At 61.1% G+C, this 17,842-nt stretch carries 10 protein-coding genes; 3 read left to right on the top strand and 7 right to left on the bottom strand.

Annotated features, from left to right (window positions below; translation table 11 throughout):
- Nucleotides 1–150: 150 nt before the first annotated feature.
- The 3 genes from Q1A00_RS05755 (at nucleotide 151) to Q1A00_RS05765 (ending at nucleotide 4,681) form a co-directional block, all read left to right on the top strand.
- Entirely contained in the window at nucleotides 151–3,597 is a 3,447-nt protein-coding gene (locus Q1A00_RS05755; protein ID WP_299755687.1) for a BTAD domain-containing putative transcriptional regulator, read from the top strand.
- A 31-nt stretch (nucleotides 3,598–3,628) separates the two neighbouring features.
- A complete protein-coding gene (locus Q1A00_RS05760; protein WP_298482037.1) occupies nucleotides 3,629–4,099 on the top strand; it encodes a MarR family transcriptional regulator in 471 nt (156 codons plus the stop codon).
- Nucleotides 4,100–4,261: 162 nt separating this feature from the next.
- Nucleotides 4,262–4,681 carry a DUF6069 family protein gene (locus Q1A00_RS05765; RefSeq protein ID WP_298406157.1) on the top strand — a complete coding sequence of 140 codons (420 nt, stop codon included), beginning with the start codon at nucleotides 4,262–4,264 and terminating at the stop codon, nucleotides 4,679–4,681.
- Between the two features lie 50 nt (nucleotides 4,682–4,731).
- Here the strand turns inward: Q1A00_RS05765 and Q1A00_RS05770 are convergent, their stop codons facing one another.
- The 7 genes from Q1A00_RS05770 to Q1A00_RS05800 all read right to left on the bottom strand — a co-directional run bounded on the left by Q1A00_RS05770 (nucleotide 4,732) and on the right by Q1A00_RS05800 (nucleotide 17,834).
- Nucleotides 4,732–6,261, bottom strand: coding sequence for an FAD-binding domain-containing protein (locus Q1A00_RS05770; RefSeq protein ID WP_298406158.1), 1,530 nt, complete (start codon nucleotides 6,259–6,261; stop codon nucleotides 4,732–4,734).
- Nucleotides 6,262–6,434: 173 nt separating this feature from the next.
- Nucleotides 6,435–7,463, bottom strand: coding sequence for an endonuclease/exonuclease/phosphatase family protein (locus Q1A00_RS05775; RefSeq protein WP_298490606.1), 1,029 nt, complete (start codon nucleotides 7,461–7,463; stop codon nucleotides 6,435–6,437).
- 138 nt (nucleotides 7,464–7,601) lie between these two features.
- Nucleotides 7,602–9,647 carry a hypothetical protein gene (locus Q1A00_RS05780; protein ID WP_298490607.1) on the bottom strand — a complete coding sequence of 682 codons (2,046 nt, stop codon included), beginning with the start codon at nucleotides 9,645–9,647 and terminating at the stop codon, nucleotides 7,602–7,604.
- 8 nt (nucleotides 9,648–9,655) lie between these two features.
- The gene (locus Q1A00_RS05785; protein ID WP_298406161.1) at nucleotides 9,656–11,791 is read right to left on the bottom strand and encodes a tetratricopeptide repeat protein; all 2,136 of its coding nucleotides are present in this window, start codon (nucleotides 11,789–11,791) and stop codon (nucleotides 9,656–9,658) included.
- Nucleotides 11,792–12,148: 357 nt separating this feature from the next.
- The gene (locus Q1A00_RS05790; RefSeq protein WP_298406162.1) at nucleotides 12,149–14,443 is read right to left on the bottom strand and encodes a glycosyltransferase family 39 protein; all 2,295 of its coding nucleotides are present in this window, start codon (nucleotides 14,441–14,443) and stop codon (nucleotides 12,149–12,151) included.
- A 20-nt stretch (nucleotides 14,444–14,463) separates the two neighbouring features.
- Nucleotides 14,464–16,593 (bottom strand): glycosyltransferase family 39 protein, encoded by a 2,130-nt coding sequence (locus Q1A00_RS05795; protein ID WP_298482039.1) that lies wholly within the window; start codon nucleotides 16,591–16,593, stop codon nucleotides 14,464–14,466.
- Nucleotides 16,590–17,834, bottom strand: coding sequence for a glycosyltransferase (locus tag Q1A00_RS05800; RefSeq protein ID WP_298406166.1), 1,245 nt, complete (start codon nucleotides 17,832–17,834; stop codon nucleotides 16,590–16,592). Before Q1A00_RS05800 ends, Q1A00_RS05795 begins: the two co-directional genes overlap by 4 nt.
- Nucleotides 17,835–17,842: the final 8 nt, after the last annotated feature.

Raw genomic sequence — 17,842 nt, forward strand, 5'->3', positions numbered from 1 at the left:
ACCATCGCTGTGCAACGTCTCGCTCACCGCATCGTTTGCAACCAACACCTCCCCCTAACAGTTGGCAAACTCTGGCTTGAAAGCCCTTTCGTGGTCCTGTACAGATGATATAATCAGAGACACGTAACAAAATCATTACAATCTTTCATCATGACAGAATGGCATATCCAACTGCTCGGCGGTTTCGACATTCAGCAGCGCGGCGTTTCGTTTAGCGGAGCATTCCAAACTGACAGCGCGCGGCTGCTCTTTGCATGGCTCTGCTGCCATCAGCGCCAAGCCGTGCGGCGTGAGACGCTAGCCAACTTGCTCTGGCCTGAACGACCGCAGAACGCTGCCCAGAACGCACTGCGCGTTACCCTAAGCCGTATCCGGCACGCCCTCGGTGACGCACAACACGTCCTCCGCACCGACTCCGCGACCGTCAACCTTGACTTACCCGATTCGTGGCGTGTCGATGCGCTAGACTTTGAACAAGCTGTCAAGGCCTACCGCACCCACCGCCATCGGTCGACCACAGGATGTCCAAGCTGTCAGACCCATTTGCGCGCGGCTGCCACGCTGTATCGTGGCCCATTTTTAGCCGGAATAACGCCGGAAAGCGAACCACTGCTCGAGTGGACGATACATCAAGGCGAGGCGATCCATCGAGCTGCCATCGAGGTCTTTGCTCATCTTGCTGAGCACGCCCTGCGTGAACGTGACTGGCATACTGCTCAAACCTACGCCAGCAAACAACTGCAACTCGAACCTTGGCACGAAGCGGCTCATCGGCAACTGATGCTGGCGCTCGCGCAACAAGGCCAACGCACGGCTGCGTTGGCCCATTATCAAAGTTGCCGCGACATATTACAACGCGAGTTGGGGATTGAGCCAGAGGCAGAAACGCAGCATCTGGTTGCGATTATTCGCACCGGTCATCTGCCAAATGCCGTTGTGCCAACCCTCCCGGCGCAACAGCAAGCTCTCGCCATCGACCAATTACCCCTGATCGGACGGGCAAGCGAACTCGAAAAGCTGATCGGGTTGATCAATGACTCCGACATCCAACTGATTAGCGTGATTGGGATGGGTGGCATCGGGAAAACGCGGCTGGCCATCCGCGCCGCTCGCTTGATGCAAGCCGCCTTTCACGACGGCGTGCAGTATATCTTTCTGCATCCTGAAGAGAGCGCGACGACTCCTGCCGATGACGCGGCAACACATCTGGCACGGGCCATTGCGATTGCTTGCCACATCGAACTGCACGACCGCCTGCCACTGTCGGCGCAAGTCATTGCCGCACTTCAATCGCGTGCCTACCTACTGGTATTTGACAGTTTCGAGCATGCTGCCGCCGCCAACCTCTTTGTGAACGAATTGCTTGAAGCCGCACCCAACTGTGTCGCTTTGGTTACGGCACGTCAACCACTGCATCTGCGCCGCGAGCACCTACTGAAGTTGGGGCCGCTACCCACGAAAGCAACTACCGAAGGGCCAAGCCCTAGCGCACAACTGTTTCTCGAACTGGCGCAGCGCAGCGGTACCGAGATCAGCGATACGATGGCGTTTGATGACATCGAACACATCTGTGCCGATCTCGCCGGCTTACCGCTCGGTATCGAATTGGCAGCAGCTTCGCTGCACAGTATGGGTCTGGCCACACTACGCCAAACTGTACAACAAGGCCTCAAGGTATTACAAAGCCCACTCGCCGACACCCCGTACCGCCATCGCAGCCTACACGCCATCTTCGAGTCGACATGGCAGACGTTGGCGACCACGAGCCAGCAGGCATTGGCAGTGCTTAGCGTCGTGAACGCACCATGCCCGATCGAGGCTGCGCTGGCGATTACTGGTAACCAACACGCGCTCGCTGAGTTATTCGATCTGGCATTAGCCCGTCGGCTGACCGACAGCACCGTATGGCTCCACGAGCATGTACGCCAATTTGCTAGCGAGAAGCTCACCACCGACTTCGCGCACGAACTGGCCGCCGAAGCCCGGCGCCGCCATGCCCGCTGGTTTCTAGATTGGCTTGCCAGCGCCTCCGTCGACATGCACGGTGCGGAAAGCTTTGCAATCCGCGAGCGACTCTTCGCCAGTTTGAGCGATCTTGAAGCAGCATGGCATTGGGCGTTGACCAATGGGGCATGGGATTGGGCAGCCGATGCAGTGATAGCGTATGAAGACCTCTTCTACCTTAGCGGACGATTCATCGACGGACTAGAACGCATGCAGCAGAGCCTCAGCTACGTCGGCCAACCGATTCAGCCTGCCGCCCAACGGCTACGCACGCATTTGCTGCTCGCGTATGCCACGATGCAACGGTACCGAAACCGTGGCATAGCGATTGAGCTGATGTTGCAAGAAGCTGTGGCATTGGCCGAACAACTGACCATTCCATTGCTCCGTGCGCAGACGCTCATTCGGTTGAGCTTGCAGCAGTGTATCGACGGCAACTACGTAGCCGGACGAGTCAACCTCGAACAGGCGCGTCGGCTCCTTGATCAGATGCCTTCTGCTGATGCGACCGAAGACCTGCTGACTATCGAAATTACCTACTGGCGCTGTATGAGTGAGCTTGAGCTGGGATCAGGAAACGCAGTTTTAGCCGAACAGTATGCCCAAAAAGCCTTTCAGATCGCCATTCAATCCAACAATCAGTTTGCCCTCGCACGCTGCTGCGAGTCATTGAGCACCGCAGCGAGCACACAAAGCAACTTGGCCGACTCAGAACGCTATCTACAGCAGGCATTGGCAATATATCAACGGCTACGGCTAATCTATCATCAAATCAACGTCCTTGACCTATTAGCGCAAAACGCTGACGCCTACGGTGATTATGCCCAAGCACAACGCTATTACTGGCAAGCCTTGGTGCTGGCCCGCGAATGCGGTAATCGGGATGCCGAGTTGGTAGCCCATATTAATCTCGGTATCTCTTACGACCAGATGGGTCACTATGAACGAGCACTTGCTCACACCCAGATCGCACTGGCACTCTGTGATAAAGTCGGCAACCCGAAACATCGTACTGTGATACTGGCCAACCTCAGCTTGCATGCTCATCACAACCAACACCACGAATTGGCACTTGACTACGCACGCACGGCGACCGAACAGGCTCAGACCAAAGGCTTTCCTGACCTAGAGGCATACGGATACGATTTTCAGGGGCATGCGTTACTAGCGCTTGGTCGAATCGACGAGGCCGAACAAGCATATCAACAGGCTCACACGATCCGTCAGCGGCTCCGGCGACATGTGTTGGCACTCGAATCACAGGCGGGCCTTGTGCGCGTTACCCTAATGCGCAATGACGCGGCTGAAGCGCTACGCCGGGCAACACCGATTATCGAGCATCTCCTCGGCGGTGGCAATCTCTACGGCGCCGAAGAGACGTTGCGCATCTATTGGACAGCTTATCAAGCGTTGGAAGCCAATCGCGATCCGCGGGCACAGGCTATTCTTGACCGAGGCCGCGCCTTGGTGCAAGAGCGGGCCAACCGCTTGAGCGATCCGGCTAGCCGCGCAATTTATCTGAACGCTGACGTAAACCGACTGATTGTGGCTGGCGGCCAACCAAGTTCGTGCCGCCATTCAACCGCCGCCTAAGTAGGCTGCGCTCGCTTGACAATCATGCAGTTTGTGGCAACATGTTATTAGCCAGCTTACTATTTGCCAGCCAATGATTATGGATGATGACCTGAGCGTCTTGCTCGCCAACCTCTGCAAAGCCTATCGCAACCAGCTTGACATTGCCCTCAGCCAGCACGGGCTGTACGTCGGGCAAGAGATGATCTTGCGCGCGTTGTGGGCTGAGGATGGCCAGAGCCAAGCCCGGCTCGCCGCTCGCTTACGCATCGAGCCGCCAACGGTCAGCAAAATGGTGCGCCGGCTGGCCCGCATCGGTCTCGTAACCCAACGCGCCACCGCTGGCGATGCCCGCGCTCGCCACGTCTGGCTGACCGAACGCGGGCGCGCGATCAGACCGGCGGTCGAAGCGGCCTGCCAAGCGGTGGCCCGGCAGGCGTTTGCAGGGTTAACAGCGGCAGAAACCGCAGCGTTGGTCGCTGCGATGCAACGGGTGTATCGCAATTTAGCCGATCAGGTGTGAAAAAGGTTCCTATTGAAGACACGGAGGATCCGCCTACGTCTGCACCCTCCGCGATAAAAAAGCTGGCTCTAAAGGGCTGCTATGCCTTCCTAGCTCTCTATCTCACCCTAGCGATCAGGGATCTCAGGTGTTGCGTAACCATTTCCACCCAAGGATCTAACGATGAATTGGCTCAACCAACCTATTAACTTACGTCGCTTACCGCTCGCCACTCTCATTGGCGCTACGCTCGGCCTAATCGCCAATTTGATCGTCTACTTCGCCGCGCGCGCCGCCGGGTTCGAGTTTCTCGCCCCAGCCCCGCCCACCAACGAACCAATGCCTCTACCGGTGGTAGCGGTGATCGTTTCAACCGTCATCCCTGCGATCGGCGCGGCCATTATCTTAGTGTTCCTCAACCGCTTCTCTGCCCGCCCGTTGCGTGCTTTTCTGATCATCGCAGCCGTGGTGTTGGTCATTTCATTTGCCGGCCCCTTCACCCTACCGATCAGCTTCATCGAACAGATGATCCTCAACGTGATGCACATAATCGCCGCGGCAGCGATTGTCTGGGCGTTGGTGCGGTTTACGGCAGCGCAGTGAGGTTCTTCCTTGAAAATCCGTACTTGACATGAGGATTTTCAAGGACAAGGTCACAAATCCAGCCGCAGTTGACGCGCCGATCCGCGATCAGGTTTGCGTGGTCGCTGCGGCGGTGACCGACGCGAGCCGTGTTTCTGATGCACTGCGGCTACTTCCTGCGCCGTTTCTGGGCGAGCGCGCACAGCGGCGATTGCGGCCCGCGCCCGCCGGTAGGCGGCGTCGTGATCGACTATCGGTAGCGGGTAGTCGCGCCCGATCCGGCAGCCGGCTCGCTCTTGACCGGCCCGATCGAGTAGCCACGGCGTATGGATATATGCCGTTGGCACGTGCGCCAATTCGGGCACCCAACGGCGGATAAAGACCCCGTCGGGGTCGTGGTCAATCCCTTGCTTGATCGGGTTGTAGATGCGGATGGTGCGATTGCCTGAGGTGCCGGCTTGCATCTGAAGCTGGCAGTAGTGAATCCCCGGTTCGTAGTCGATCCAGCGCCGGGCTAAGATCAAGCCCGGTTCGCGCCAGTGTTGCCAAAGGTCGTAGGCGACAAAGCTAACCAGCATCGCTCGCATGCGAAAGTTGAGCCAGCCGGTGGCGGTAAGCGCACGCATACAGGCGTCAACGAATGGGTAGCCGGTGCGTCCGGCGGCCCACGCCGCGATCAGGTCGGGACGGTAGGTATCTTCGCGCAGGCCGTCATACGCCCGCACCAGATTGCGCACTTCGATCTCCGGTTCATCTTCGAGCTTCTGGATAAAATGGCAGTGCCAGTGTAAGCGCGACTCGAAGGCAGCTAACGCCCGCAACCAACTTCCACTGGCCGGATCGGGTTGCTGGCTTAGCTCGGCGATGCGTTCGCGCGTTGCCTGTACAACTGTGCGCAGCGACAATGCCCCCCACGCCAGATAGGCGCTCAGGCGCGAACAGCCTTCCCACGCGGTGAGCGGGCTAGAAAGGGCGCGGTGGTAGTGGCGGCTGCGCCGGTAGAGAAAATCGGTGAGGGCTGCTAACGCCGCTGTCTCACCGGGTGGCTGGCGTTCGAGCAAGGTGTCGGGCGGTAACTCAAGCTCGGCGGCAGTGGGGATCGGGCCGTGGTCGATTGGCAACGGCGGCAACGCAGCGGGTGGTTGGGCTTGCGGCATCGCCATGCGCTCTTCCCAATGCGCCTGCCACTCATCGCGCGAAGGCAACCGACGCACAACGCCGTTTTGTGGCAGCTCGTGAAAGGGAATGCCGCGCGCCCGCGCCCATCGCCGCACCGCCCGATCACGCGCATAACTGAGCAGATTACCGGTCTCTTCGTGCGCCCAGATCGCCTCGATCGGCCATTCGCTTGCCAGTCGATCGAGTACCTCGACCGCTTCACCGACGCGCACCACCAACGGTTGGCCAAGGCGAGCTAAGCCGGCGCGCAGCTCGTGCAGACAACCGCTGATGAATGTCCAATGGCGCGGCGCAAAATCCGGGGCGTGAATGAGTGATGGCTCGACGATATAGAGCGGCAATACCGGCCCGCACCGGGCAGCGGCGCTCAGCGGCGCGTGATCGTGCAAGCGAAGATCGCGTTTAAACCAAACGAGCTGCATACCATAGCCGTACCAAACACAACCTCATGATGTATGGTACCACCATTTCAAGGCTGGCACCGGTGTGATGGGGAACGGGATTGGTGGCTGAGGAAGCGGTAAAAACATACCGCAGGGGTCGCGAAGGACGTGATGAATTGCACAAGTCCTCTGCGTCCCCTGCGGTCAACACCTCACCGCGCCACCAGCCGCGCTACGACCGGACGATGATCCGACAAGCCGTCCCATTGGCCAACCGCCGCTTCAGTACACATCAGCGCTGGCGACGTTAGGATGTAGTCGATTCGCACCAACCACGCTGGCAATGACACGCCGCGCACTGATTGCCCGGCGCTTGGCCACGTGAACCCGGCATCAAGCCCACATTGCGGCCAAACATCAACCAGACCACCATCACCGAGGATGTGGTAGGTACGGTTGTACGGCGTCGCATTCAGATCACCGGCCACAATCACCGGCTGGTGCTGTTCACGGGCAACAGCGACGATCGCCGCCACCTGCCGCTCGCGCTCGCCAATCGCCCACGTCATCCACCCCGGCGAGCCAACCGGCGGAATGGCATGAACATTGAGCAAGACGACTGCTCTCAACGGCGCAGCAATACCGACGAGTTGCGGCGTCCCTACCCAATGCTCGCCGGGCAAGCGGGTCGCCAGCGGCTGCAACGGCCAGCGGCTGATCACCCCCATCCCGGTCACACCGGCGCGCGGATCAAGGAGCTGGAACGGATACTCGTCTATCAGATCACGCCGGAGCGCAGCGGCAATCACTGGGTTCAGCTCTTGCAGTGCAACCACATCGGCCTTGGCAGCGCGAATCGCCGCGATCACCGGTTCGGATTGGTCATTGCCGCCGTAGAGGTTGTAGCTCATCACCGTGATCGCCGGTTTACTGAACTCTGGATCATCGCTAAAGCTCGGCACCCACACATCGAGCAGGATCGGCAACCCCGGCACGAGCAGGGCCACACTGAGCGCCACGCTCAGCCAGTGCCGCAGCGCCAGCGCAATCAACAGCGCCAGCGGCAACGGCAGCAACAGGTATGGCGTGGCGATGTTGAGCAAAAAGAGCCACCACCAGCGATCGCCGAGTACAGTACGCGCCGTCAGCCAGCCAATGAGGAAGAGCAGGTAGAGGAAGAGAGGAACAATCAGGATGGCCGGCCAGCGCAGACGGCGGCGGTGCGGAGGTTGATTAAGCATAAAGGTTGTGTTTGGTAACCGATTATAAGGAAAGAATCACCGGTCTTTCCCAACTCATTATAGCAAGCGCAGTGAACTAGCTGAAGCGTGGGCCATCAGACGTCTATCAGCACATCTATCCGCACACCACCGTGCCCACTACCGCACCTCCACCATCTCTATCACGATCCCCAGCTCGCGTCCATCAGGCGCCGGCCACGGCGTGACCCGCAATTCGATTTCACGGAGCGGGGAGGTGGTTGTCACCGGCGGCAGTTGCACGATCAGCCAGCGCCACGCAACGCCGATAGTAAACGAGGAGCATCTCCCTTCGCTACAGATATGCCCAACCACCGGCGCGTCAGGCCGCAGCGCCGCTACCCGTAGCCGCGCCACGCGCGCCGTAGCCGGCACCCGAATCCGCGCTGCCGTTCCCGTCCACCGTGCGCGTGCGCCGGCTAACTCCTCGGCAGGGTAGAAACCGCTCAGATACCCGAAATCAAGCCCATCGCCTACGTTAATGACCGTCTGCGCAACCGGTAGCGTGTCACGCCACGCCAGATCGAGCACTGTCTGTTCGCTAACGTATTGTGGCCGGTACACGCGGCGGGCTTCGTCGAGCTGACCCGTTTCACGCAAGAGATCGCCAAGGTACACATACGGCGGCGGGTAGAGGATGTTGCTGCGGATCGCGGCTCGGTACGCATCACTCGCGCCAGCGGTATCTCCCTGCGCGCGCAAGGTGTGTCCTAGCGCCACATACCCGTCAGGAGTGGGCTGCACAGCCAATGCCTGCCGGTACGAAGCCGCAGCGCGCGGCAGATCGCCGGCAGCGCGGGCCAGATCGCCGCTCAGCCGCCAGACGCTGCGCGCGCCGCCTTGGATGGCGTACTCCCAGTGGTAGGCGAGCAGCACCGAGAGGCCAACTGCACCCGCCGCTGCAAGCGCCGTCGCCATCGCTAGTTGGTGGCGACGGCACGCCAATGCCGGCAGCGCTAGCCATGCCCGCGCCGCATACGGGATCAGCGCGCAGAAGATGAAGTGTCGGTAACGCCCTTCGCCGTGCGTGACCAGCGATACAGCGATGAAATAGGCGAGCCACAACCCCAAGAGCATGGCCGGTGCGCGTCTGCGACAGGCAGCGTAGACCAATGCTGCGATCCCACCCACCGCGATCAATCCGTAGAGAAGGTCATCAAATATCAATGCAGCGAGAAAGATCAGCGGCGGCGGATCGGCCCGGTAATCGGTGAGCAAGAAGCGGTCTTGGATCGCTTTTACACGCCAGATTGCCAGCCAGTTCGGCCAGAGTTTGCGCAGCATGATCGTCGGGTCTTCGCGTAGACGAGCTAGCCCGCGTGCAGTGGCATAGGCCGCTCGTTCAGATGGATCAGGGATGTTTTCGAGCACGCGGAAGATGGTCGCCATATCTTCACGCGGTTCGTTAAAGGCCCACACGTTGTACGAGAGGCCGGTCTCGATCAGAATGCAACTGCGGTAGCTCAGACAGTTGCGGATCGTCCACGGGGCGACGACGGCCAAAGCGGTGATGGCAAAGGTCACGCCGATCAACAGAGTGACCGGACGGCGCAGAAGGTTGCGCCAATGGCCGGCGGCGACCACGGCAATCCATCCGGCAACCACCAAGGTAAAGTAGAGCGGCATTGAACGGGTGAGAAGGGCAAGGCCCCACAACCCGCCGGCGGCGACGATCCGCCAATCGGGCCAGCGCGCACCACGCTGCCGCCACGCGAGCAAGAGCCAGAGTGCCGCGCTAAACAGGGTAGTAAAGAGGGTTTCGCTCATGTAGAGCGAGGCAAACGTAGCGTGGGTAAGTAGAATGGCGGCTACCAGCGCTGCTAACCGATGCACCAACGGGCTAACGTTATCGCCAATCGCGTGTGAGAGGCGGTAAATCAGGTAGACATTCAATACGCTGAGCGCGATAGTCGGTAGCGCGGCCAGCCACACATCGCCGCCGGCCAACCAGAGCGATCCGGCTAGCCAGAGTGGGTAGAGTGGTGCGCGCAACCAGTGGTAACGCTCGTAAAAGCTCCACCCCCGCCCTGCTAGCAGATCGCGGGCGACGGTCAGGTACTCGACTTCATCGTTAGCCGGCAAATGAAGTGGTTGCAGCCATAGCGCCAACCGGATGAGCGCTGCCAGCACGAGTATACCGATGAGCCACCACGAGTCGCGTCTCATAACGTTCGTCACCGTTGTACCTCTACCCGCATCACCTGCACTCCCAGCCGACGCCCATCGGGGCTAGCCGGGTCATACTGGCGTGGCCAGAAGGTGGGAACCACCATCGCAATCACAACCTCGCGTGGCTGCATAGCTGGCGGTAGCGCGAGTGCGATAGTCTGCCAATCTGCTCCAACGCTGAACGGTCGCGGTGTGCTGCCATCCACTGAAATCCAAACCCGTACCGCACTGCCATCGGGCCGTCCACTCCGCGCAGTCAGGGTAATCGTCTGCGCTTCAGCCGGGACGGTCAGGCGCACCTGCGCCCAGCCTGTTGTCCAGCGCCAGCCCTGCTCGTCTGGAAGAGGATGATGCATCCCGCGAATAAACCCAAGGTCGAGGCCATCACCCAACATGAGCCGAACGGGTGGCGGTGTGATCGCCCGTTCCCACAACCACCCTGCCAAATCTTCGCGCGAACTGGCCTCAAACGCGGTCAACTCGGCACGCGCCGCCATTAGATCGCCCTGTCGCCGCCAAAGATCGCCACGCAAGAGGTGTGGATAAGGATGCGCCGGCAAGATAGTAATCGCCTCATCAAGCCAGCGCAATGCGCTCACATCATCGCCGGTTACGAGTGCTGCCCGCGCCAACGCCACTCGTGCCAACACTGAATCATTATCGCGAGCAAGTGCCCGTTGCGCCGCCGCAGTGGCTGCTGCTGGATCGCCCGCAACTAAGGCCTGTTCCGCCTGCACCAAGGCAAGATGTTTGCCGGCTAACTGCCATACCAACGCCGGATAAGGCGCGTGCCAGAAGGTAATCGCCAGCGCCAGCAACGGCCAGAGCAGCGTCGCCTGATGCGGGCGGGGCAAGGCATCGCGCAACGCCGGTAGCCATGCGGCCCCTGCCATCCCGCTGTAGGCCAACAGCACCGGGTAGAGCGGCAACCGGTAGCGTAGCTCCACGTGAAAGATAAGCGTTGTCAGCACGACATACGCCGCCCACGCGCCGAGCAGCCAGCGTGGGTCAGCGAAGACACGCCACAGCGAGCGCCAGAAACCCTCTACCCTTGCCGGCGCGGGTTGCCAGCGCCGCGCCAACCCGTAGCTGCCGGCCAGTAGGATCAGGAACCAGACCCCATCCCCTAATACCAACCGAGCCGCTACCTCAGCCGGCGACACCCAAATCGCCCGGCGCTCTCGCATGTCGTCGATCTGCTCAAGTGCGAAAAAGAGCCGCAACTCGCGCCCCACCTTGGCGATGAAACGGGCCGGATCGGCAGTAATCACTGCGATCCCGCGTTCGGTGGCGAGCCGCTGCCGCAGCAAGCGGTCTTCGCCCAAAGCATAGAGCTGCGCCTTCACCGCTTCGCGTCCGGCAGGATCGTTATCGAGCCACAGATTCTCGGCCCCGGTAGTATCGATCAGAATCACCCCACCATACGTCAGCGTATTGCGCACCGTCCACGGCCCGACTACCAATGCCCAACCGAGCAGCACCAGCGCCGCTTGCACCACGCCGCGCCGCCACTGGCTGGCGGCCAGCGCATTGATCAGCCACCAGCCCCCAATCAACGGCAACAGCGGCAACGCCACCGCTCGCACCAGACACAACGTCCCTACTCCAACCCCTACGCCTAATGCGCGCCACCGTGATGGTTCCGGCATGAGCGCCAACCACAGCCCAAGGCTCAAACCGGCCAAAAAGAGCGTCTCGGTCAACAACTCGGTGGCATTGGCGGCCAGCGTGTAGTTGAGCGCAGCAAGCAGACCGGCCAGCAAACCGGCCCAACGCGCAAACACTGGCGGCATATGCGGCGCGCTACGCTGAGCCAGCGTTCGCGTCAGCAGCACAATCAGAGGCACGGTCAATGCACTGATCACCGCCTGCACCAGCCGTAAATTTTGCACCAACGAATCGACCACGAGGATCGCAGCCGCGAGAAAGAGCGGATAGAGCGGCGGGCGCATCAAGCGCAACTCAACGTAGCGTCGCTCTTGCAAGAGGGTGAGCGCCTGCGCGAGGTATTCGGATTCGTCGCCACCCAGCGGGTAGAACTCGCGCCAGCGCCAGACCAACAGGCGCAACAGCAGCGCCAGCGCGGTGAGCGCCGCTACTGCAAGCCACCAACGTCGATGATGGTGCCGGTCAATGGCCATACCAAACCCCGGTGTAACCCCAATCACCTATTGCCATTGCGAGCCGCCGCAGGCGGCGAAGCAATCCCCGCGAGCGCGGTACCCACCCGCTCAACTATCCCTTTCACGCGAGCGGGAGACGGTAGCGCACACCGTCCCACCCTCTAGCAACATCCCACCGCTTTGCCGTTGAGAGACGAACAGAACGTCTGGTTATGTCCAACCGTTGATCGCTGGACGATGGCTCAAAGCCCGGATCTACCCTCCCCTCTCCCGCGCCAGTGGGAGAGGGGCTAGGGGTGAGGGTCATCAACCCGCTCCACGGACTGCGTCACCCTAGGGTTCCGGATCAGATGTTCTATCCGTCCTTGAACCCCTTCACCGCACCTCAGCCCAATCGAGCTGAAACGCCAAAATCCGCACCTGACCGACCTGCGGCCCCTGCCGGCGCACCAGATCGAGCGCATCGGGCACAAAGCCGGGACTGGTCAGCGTAATCACGTAATCGGCGCCCACTGGCATCGCCGGTAGCGACAGGCAATGCTCACGCAATTGGCGATTAGGCGTCATCGTGCCTAATATCTGTTCACCTAATGCCACCTGCACCGTTGGTTGTGGCAAGTCGGGAGGCCAATTGGCCGCTGCTCGTAGGCAAAGCTGCCGCGGCTGACCGGTCGCTGCAGCCGGAAAACGCAAGCGAGCCGTTTCGCTCGCCCAACGGACTGTCGCGCCCAACACCGGATCAAATTCGCCAAGGTAAAAACCGTCGATATACCCAAGATCGTTATCATCAGCCAAATCGATCCGGTCGCCGGGTAAACGCGGCGGGTGCAACCATTGCCATGCCCACGCGGTCGGGTTCCAATCATCCACCACTGTCAGACCTAACCACTGGCGCGCGCCGGCCAGATCGCCCATTTGACGCAACAACTCGCCGCGCACAACGGCTGCCTGCCACGCATACAGCGGCTGGTGCTGCGCGAGCAGTGCCAACCCCTGTTCAGGCTGGCCGCGCCGCGCTGCCAGCAACGGCTCGCCTATCGCCTGCGCATACACCGGCAGCGCAGGGTCGGCTAGCGCCTGCCCCCACGCCGCTAGATCGTTGTTGGCAACCGCTGCTTCCAAGCGAGCTAACGCCTCATACTGCGGACGGCTCTGCCATGCGATTTGGGCCGCCGCCAGTGCTGACGGGTACGGGCCGAAGTACGACGCCCAACGGGAAGGAGCGCCGGGGGCAAGTGGTTCGAGATAGGCGTAGGGCGTGGCAGCAACCAGCCACAAGACAAAAGCTAACAGCACATAGAGCCGTGTTTGCCAGCTTGCCAGCCATTGCCGCCAGTGCGACAGCGCCGCCAGCGCGAACATCGCCAAGACGAAGAGAAACGGCAGCAGCGGAGTGCGAAAACGGTTGATTGCAAACAACAGTGGCGCAGCGGCGATATTGTAGAGCAGCCATAGCCCGATCAAGCCAAGCAATGCGCTGCCAGTATCTTTGCGCCGCAACGTTGCCCAACCCAATACCGTCAACGGCAGCGTGATGATGTAGAGCGTATCATCGAGCAGCAGCAGCGCCAACGTATACCAGCGTGGCAGCCGCCCCAGCGCAAATCCTTCGGCTAGCCGCTCAGCGCCGCTAAAGTTAATCTGAAACAGATCAACCAGTTCGATCAGCGTCTTCTCGACAAACGCCCCCGGCTTAGCCCAGATAAGACACCACCCCTCGGCGCTCAGCAATCGCTGCCGCTCGGCCTGCGTGATCGCAGTTACCGGTTTCGCCAAAGCGGCGCTGAGGCGCGGATCGCCAGTTTGGGCGAGACACGAACTAGCGGCTAGCGCTACGCGTTGCGCATCATCGAGGGTCGGATCAAGCAGAGCCAACGTAAAGTTGCGCGTCGGCGCATCACTCCGCCCGCCATCGTAGGCTGTGCGCCCGCCCAGCGCCAAATTGTACGCACTCGTGGTATCAATCACTATCAACCCACCGTAAGTGCGCGAAGCGTAGAGTGACCACGGCCCGATCAGCAGCGCTGCCCCTACCAACGGTAGTAGCGCCGCAATCATACGTTCGCGCCAGCCACCACCGGCACGCCAGCCTAACCAAAGCGCGACGAGTGGCAAGAAGCCGAGCAGCAAGCCGCGGGTAAGGGTAGCTAGACCGAGAAACAGCCCGCCGAGCAGCACATCTCGTCGCTGCTGTGGATCGACCAAGAGCAAGAAGGCAGCCAGCAGCAAACTGATAAACAGTGTCTCGCTGAGCAGAAACTGCGGGTACATCGCCAACGGCAAGGCAATTGCGCTCAGCAATGCTGCACCACCAGCGATAAGTGGCGAGCCACCGAGTCGACGGGCAATCGCGTACACCAAGCCGACGTTCAGCAGGCTAAGCAGGGTCTGCGTTGCGAAGATGACGGTAAGATTCCGCCCAAACAGCGCGATCTGCGCCGCTAGGAATAGCGGGTAGAGCGGCGCTCGCGTCCAGAGATAGCCGGTATGCCAAGCAAAGCCGCGCCCGTGAGCCAACCAATCGGCGGCAGCCAGATACTCGGCTTCATCGGAAATCAAACTGAGGCGCGGCAGGTTATTCCACAACGCAACACGCAATGCTGTGCCGATGAGCAGAGCCAGCAGCAGCGGCCAGTGTTGAGTATAGCGGTTGTTATGAAGTGAACACACAGTAATGATGCAAAACGGATTTACCGTCTACTGGTAAGAAGAACGTTTTCCGCTTTTATAGCCTCTCTAAACCGCTCCCCGTTGAAAAGAGGGGAGGCGCCGCGCTGCCCCGCCCTATCGTAAGGGCACAGCGCTGCTCTACCCTCAGCGCTGCTGTGCCCATCTCTAACCACCTCAATCGTTGTCAGCCACAGCCGGCCAGCGCCCAACGCACCCGCGCCGCGCACCGGCAACCGTCCCTCCGGCGACGGGTCAGATGGCCGGTACCAGCCGATCAGCAAGCGATATTCGCCCGACGGCAAATCACACGGCACATGCACCGCTCGATCATCGCGCGCCGGTTTGCCCGGCAGCCACGTGCTGGTCGGAAGATAGCCGGCTAACGGTTGCCCATCATCACCGGCTACCGGTGGTTGATCGCAGTCGCGGCAAAGGTGAATAAAGAGGCTGTAGTCTTCGGTTAATGGCTGGCGCACATCCCAAAACAGACTAAGCGGGATGTTGCCGCCAGCGCGATACACTCCCGGCCCGGCGGGAGTCGTGGCTTTGAGCGTGTACCCCAGCAACTGAAGATCGTCACCGAACGTCACCGTCGCTGGTGTCGCCGGCTGCACTACTGCGCCGGTAATGTACGCTTCCGGCGCTTCTTGACAAAAGAGATGCACCCCTTGAAAGCGCCAAATGCCGCATGGCCACGTGCGCTGTTCGCGGCTAAAAGCCCAGAAGTTGCCGACTAGCCCATACTCGTCGCCGGGCAACGGCGGATCGACGGTGCGCGCGTGGTCAGGCGCGATCAAGAGAAAGCTGCGCGTGTAGCCGGCTAACGATACCCGCCGCTCGGCATCCCACTCACGCTGGCTGTAGTTGTTTTCACCAGTCCAGAAGTTGGCAAAGGTGATCGGTGGCGGCGCCGGATCGGTGTTCGACCGCGCCATGTAGTAATCGTAGAGCGGACGAAGGTAGCCGGGATGGATGACCACTGCATCATCAGGATGCACGCGCCGGGCCAGTTCGGCGATCGCTTCGCGGTACTGTTCTTTGACCGGATCGCCGGAAAACAGACCGAAGCGCGGTTGGAAGAGCGACAAACCGCTGGTGATCAGCGCGCCAGCGAGGGCAAGAGCGCCCAACTCGCGCCATACACCAACACCCGGCCCAGTGTTGCGCGGCGCTGTCCCCATCGCCACCACTACCACCCACACCGGAAAGATGATCATCAGGTAACGCGCTTCGTAGAGGCGAGTAAAAAACAGTTGTAGCCCAAAGAGCGCCAGCGGCACGCCGCCCATCATCCCGATCACCAACACCGTCGGGCGCGGCGCGGCGCGCAAGGTGTTCATTCCCAACCCTAATAGCAAGAGCCACGGCCCTAACCACCACCACGGCAGATCACCCGGCCAGCGATCGAGACTGAAGCGGGTAAAGGTCAACCACAGTGCCCGTAGCGGATCTGCCGCAATCGACGCGCCACTAGCGGCACGGTCGCTGCCGATACCGGCAGCCATGGCTGCAATCATGCCCACGCCAACCAGCAGCAAGCCAGCCGCAATTGGCCATATGTAGCGGCGCGGACGGCTAAACAGCCAAATTAGTGCCGCGCTCAGCGCCAGTAACGCTGTTAGCCGGTGGATGAAGAAGGCAACAATCGCTAGTCCAATCAGCCACCCCCAATCTGCCGGTTGATCGCGCTGCGCGGCGCGCAACGCCAGCCAAAGCAGCGCGGCGCTGACGAGCAACACCAAGGCGTAAACTTTTGCCTCTTGCGCATACCAGAGGGCAAAAGGCGACAACAAGCCGATCAGTGCCGCCGCTGCCGTAACGATCGTTCGGCGTTGCTCATCAGGCGCAGCCGCCTGCGCTGCCAGCGCCAGCAACGGCACACTGAGCGCACCGGCCAGCGCCGAGGGCCAGCGCAACGCCCACTCGCTCGCACCGGCCAGCCCGATCCACGCCTTGAGCACCAGATGATAGAGTGGATACGCGGCATTTGGCAGCACGAGATCGCGGATGAGCACCGACCACGGCTGCATCGCTATTGCCCAACTGTTGCCCTCATCGAGCCAGAGGCTCTGCGCATCGAGCCGGTAGAGGCGGAGACCCAGCGCAGCGAGACCAATCACCACCCAGAACGCAACCCAACGACGGTTCATCGCCACCCCTCACCGCGCAGCGCGGCGGCAAAAGCAGCTTCGTAACGCGCCGCGGTCTGCTCCCACGTCAATTCGGTGACGATCCGCTGACGAGCCGCTTCCCCCAACCGCGCAGCCAGCGCCCGGTCGGCGATCAAGCGGCCAATCGCCGCCGCTAGCGCCCCGGCATCACGCTCCGGCACTATCAACCCATGCACGCCGTCGTCAATCACGTCGGGCACGCCCGCCACCCGCGCCGCTACAATCGGACGCGCTGCCCCCATCGCTTCTAGCAAGACATTGGGCAATCCATCAACGCCATCGCGCACGATTGGCAACGCAAAGACATCAGCCGCCGCCATTGCCATCGCCGTGCGTTCACGGTCAAGCTGGCCGGTGAACAACACCATCGGCGCAATGCCTAACCGTGCTGCCTGTGCTTCCAGCGCCGGTCGCAAATCGCCGTAGCCGACAATCACTAACCGCGCCGTGGGATGCATGCGCAACACTGCCGGCCACGCATCGAGCAAGACGCTAAACCCCTTCTTCGCAACCAATCGCCCCAACCCCAACACTAGCGGCGCATCGGCGGGAATGCCCCACACAGCCCGAAACTGTTGCGCAGCCGCCGGATCGGGCCGAAACTGGGTCGGATTAACCCCGTAGGGAATGACGAAGGTGCGGGCCGGATTGGCCCCCAAGCGCACGCCCCGCATGCTCAGATCGGCACTGCACGCCGTTACTGCCGCCGCGCGCCGGAATACAAAGCCGGCTAACGTTCCCATTAATCGCTGCGTCTCGGCCAGATAAATATCACTACCGTGCAAGCTGACCACCAGCGGCAGCCGCGCCGTGAACGCTGCCAACGCCGCCGGTGGGCCATTGGGCAAGACCCAGTGCGCCTGCACCAGATCGAACGGACGACCAGCGGCGCGCGCCAGCCGCAATTCGCGCTGCAACGCCAGCCACGATGCCGGCAACGCAAACGGCGCTGCCAGCCATGCCCGCTCACGCACCTGCGTATCGCTCTGCAACGACTGGGCATAGCCCCAAATGTTCAACGCCGGGTGGGGCGCATAACGAAAAAACCGTAGTTCGATCCCACGCTCGTGAGAAGCGCGGCGCAGATCAGGGTGCCACGGCGCGACCAGCGTCACGTGATGGCCACGCGCAGCGATCCCCGCCGCGATCTCTTCAATAAACGGCGCAGTCGTCTCGCGAGGGTATTTCGGCAATGAAGAGGCTAACATTAAGATACGCATGGTGGCGG

It is taken from the genome of uncultured Chloroflexus sp. (assembly GCF_938091255.1).
In the GTDB taxonomy this organism is placed as follows: Bacteria; Chloroflexota; Chloroflexia; order Chloroflexales; family Chloroflexaceae; genus Chloroflexus.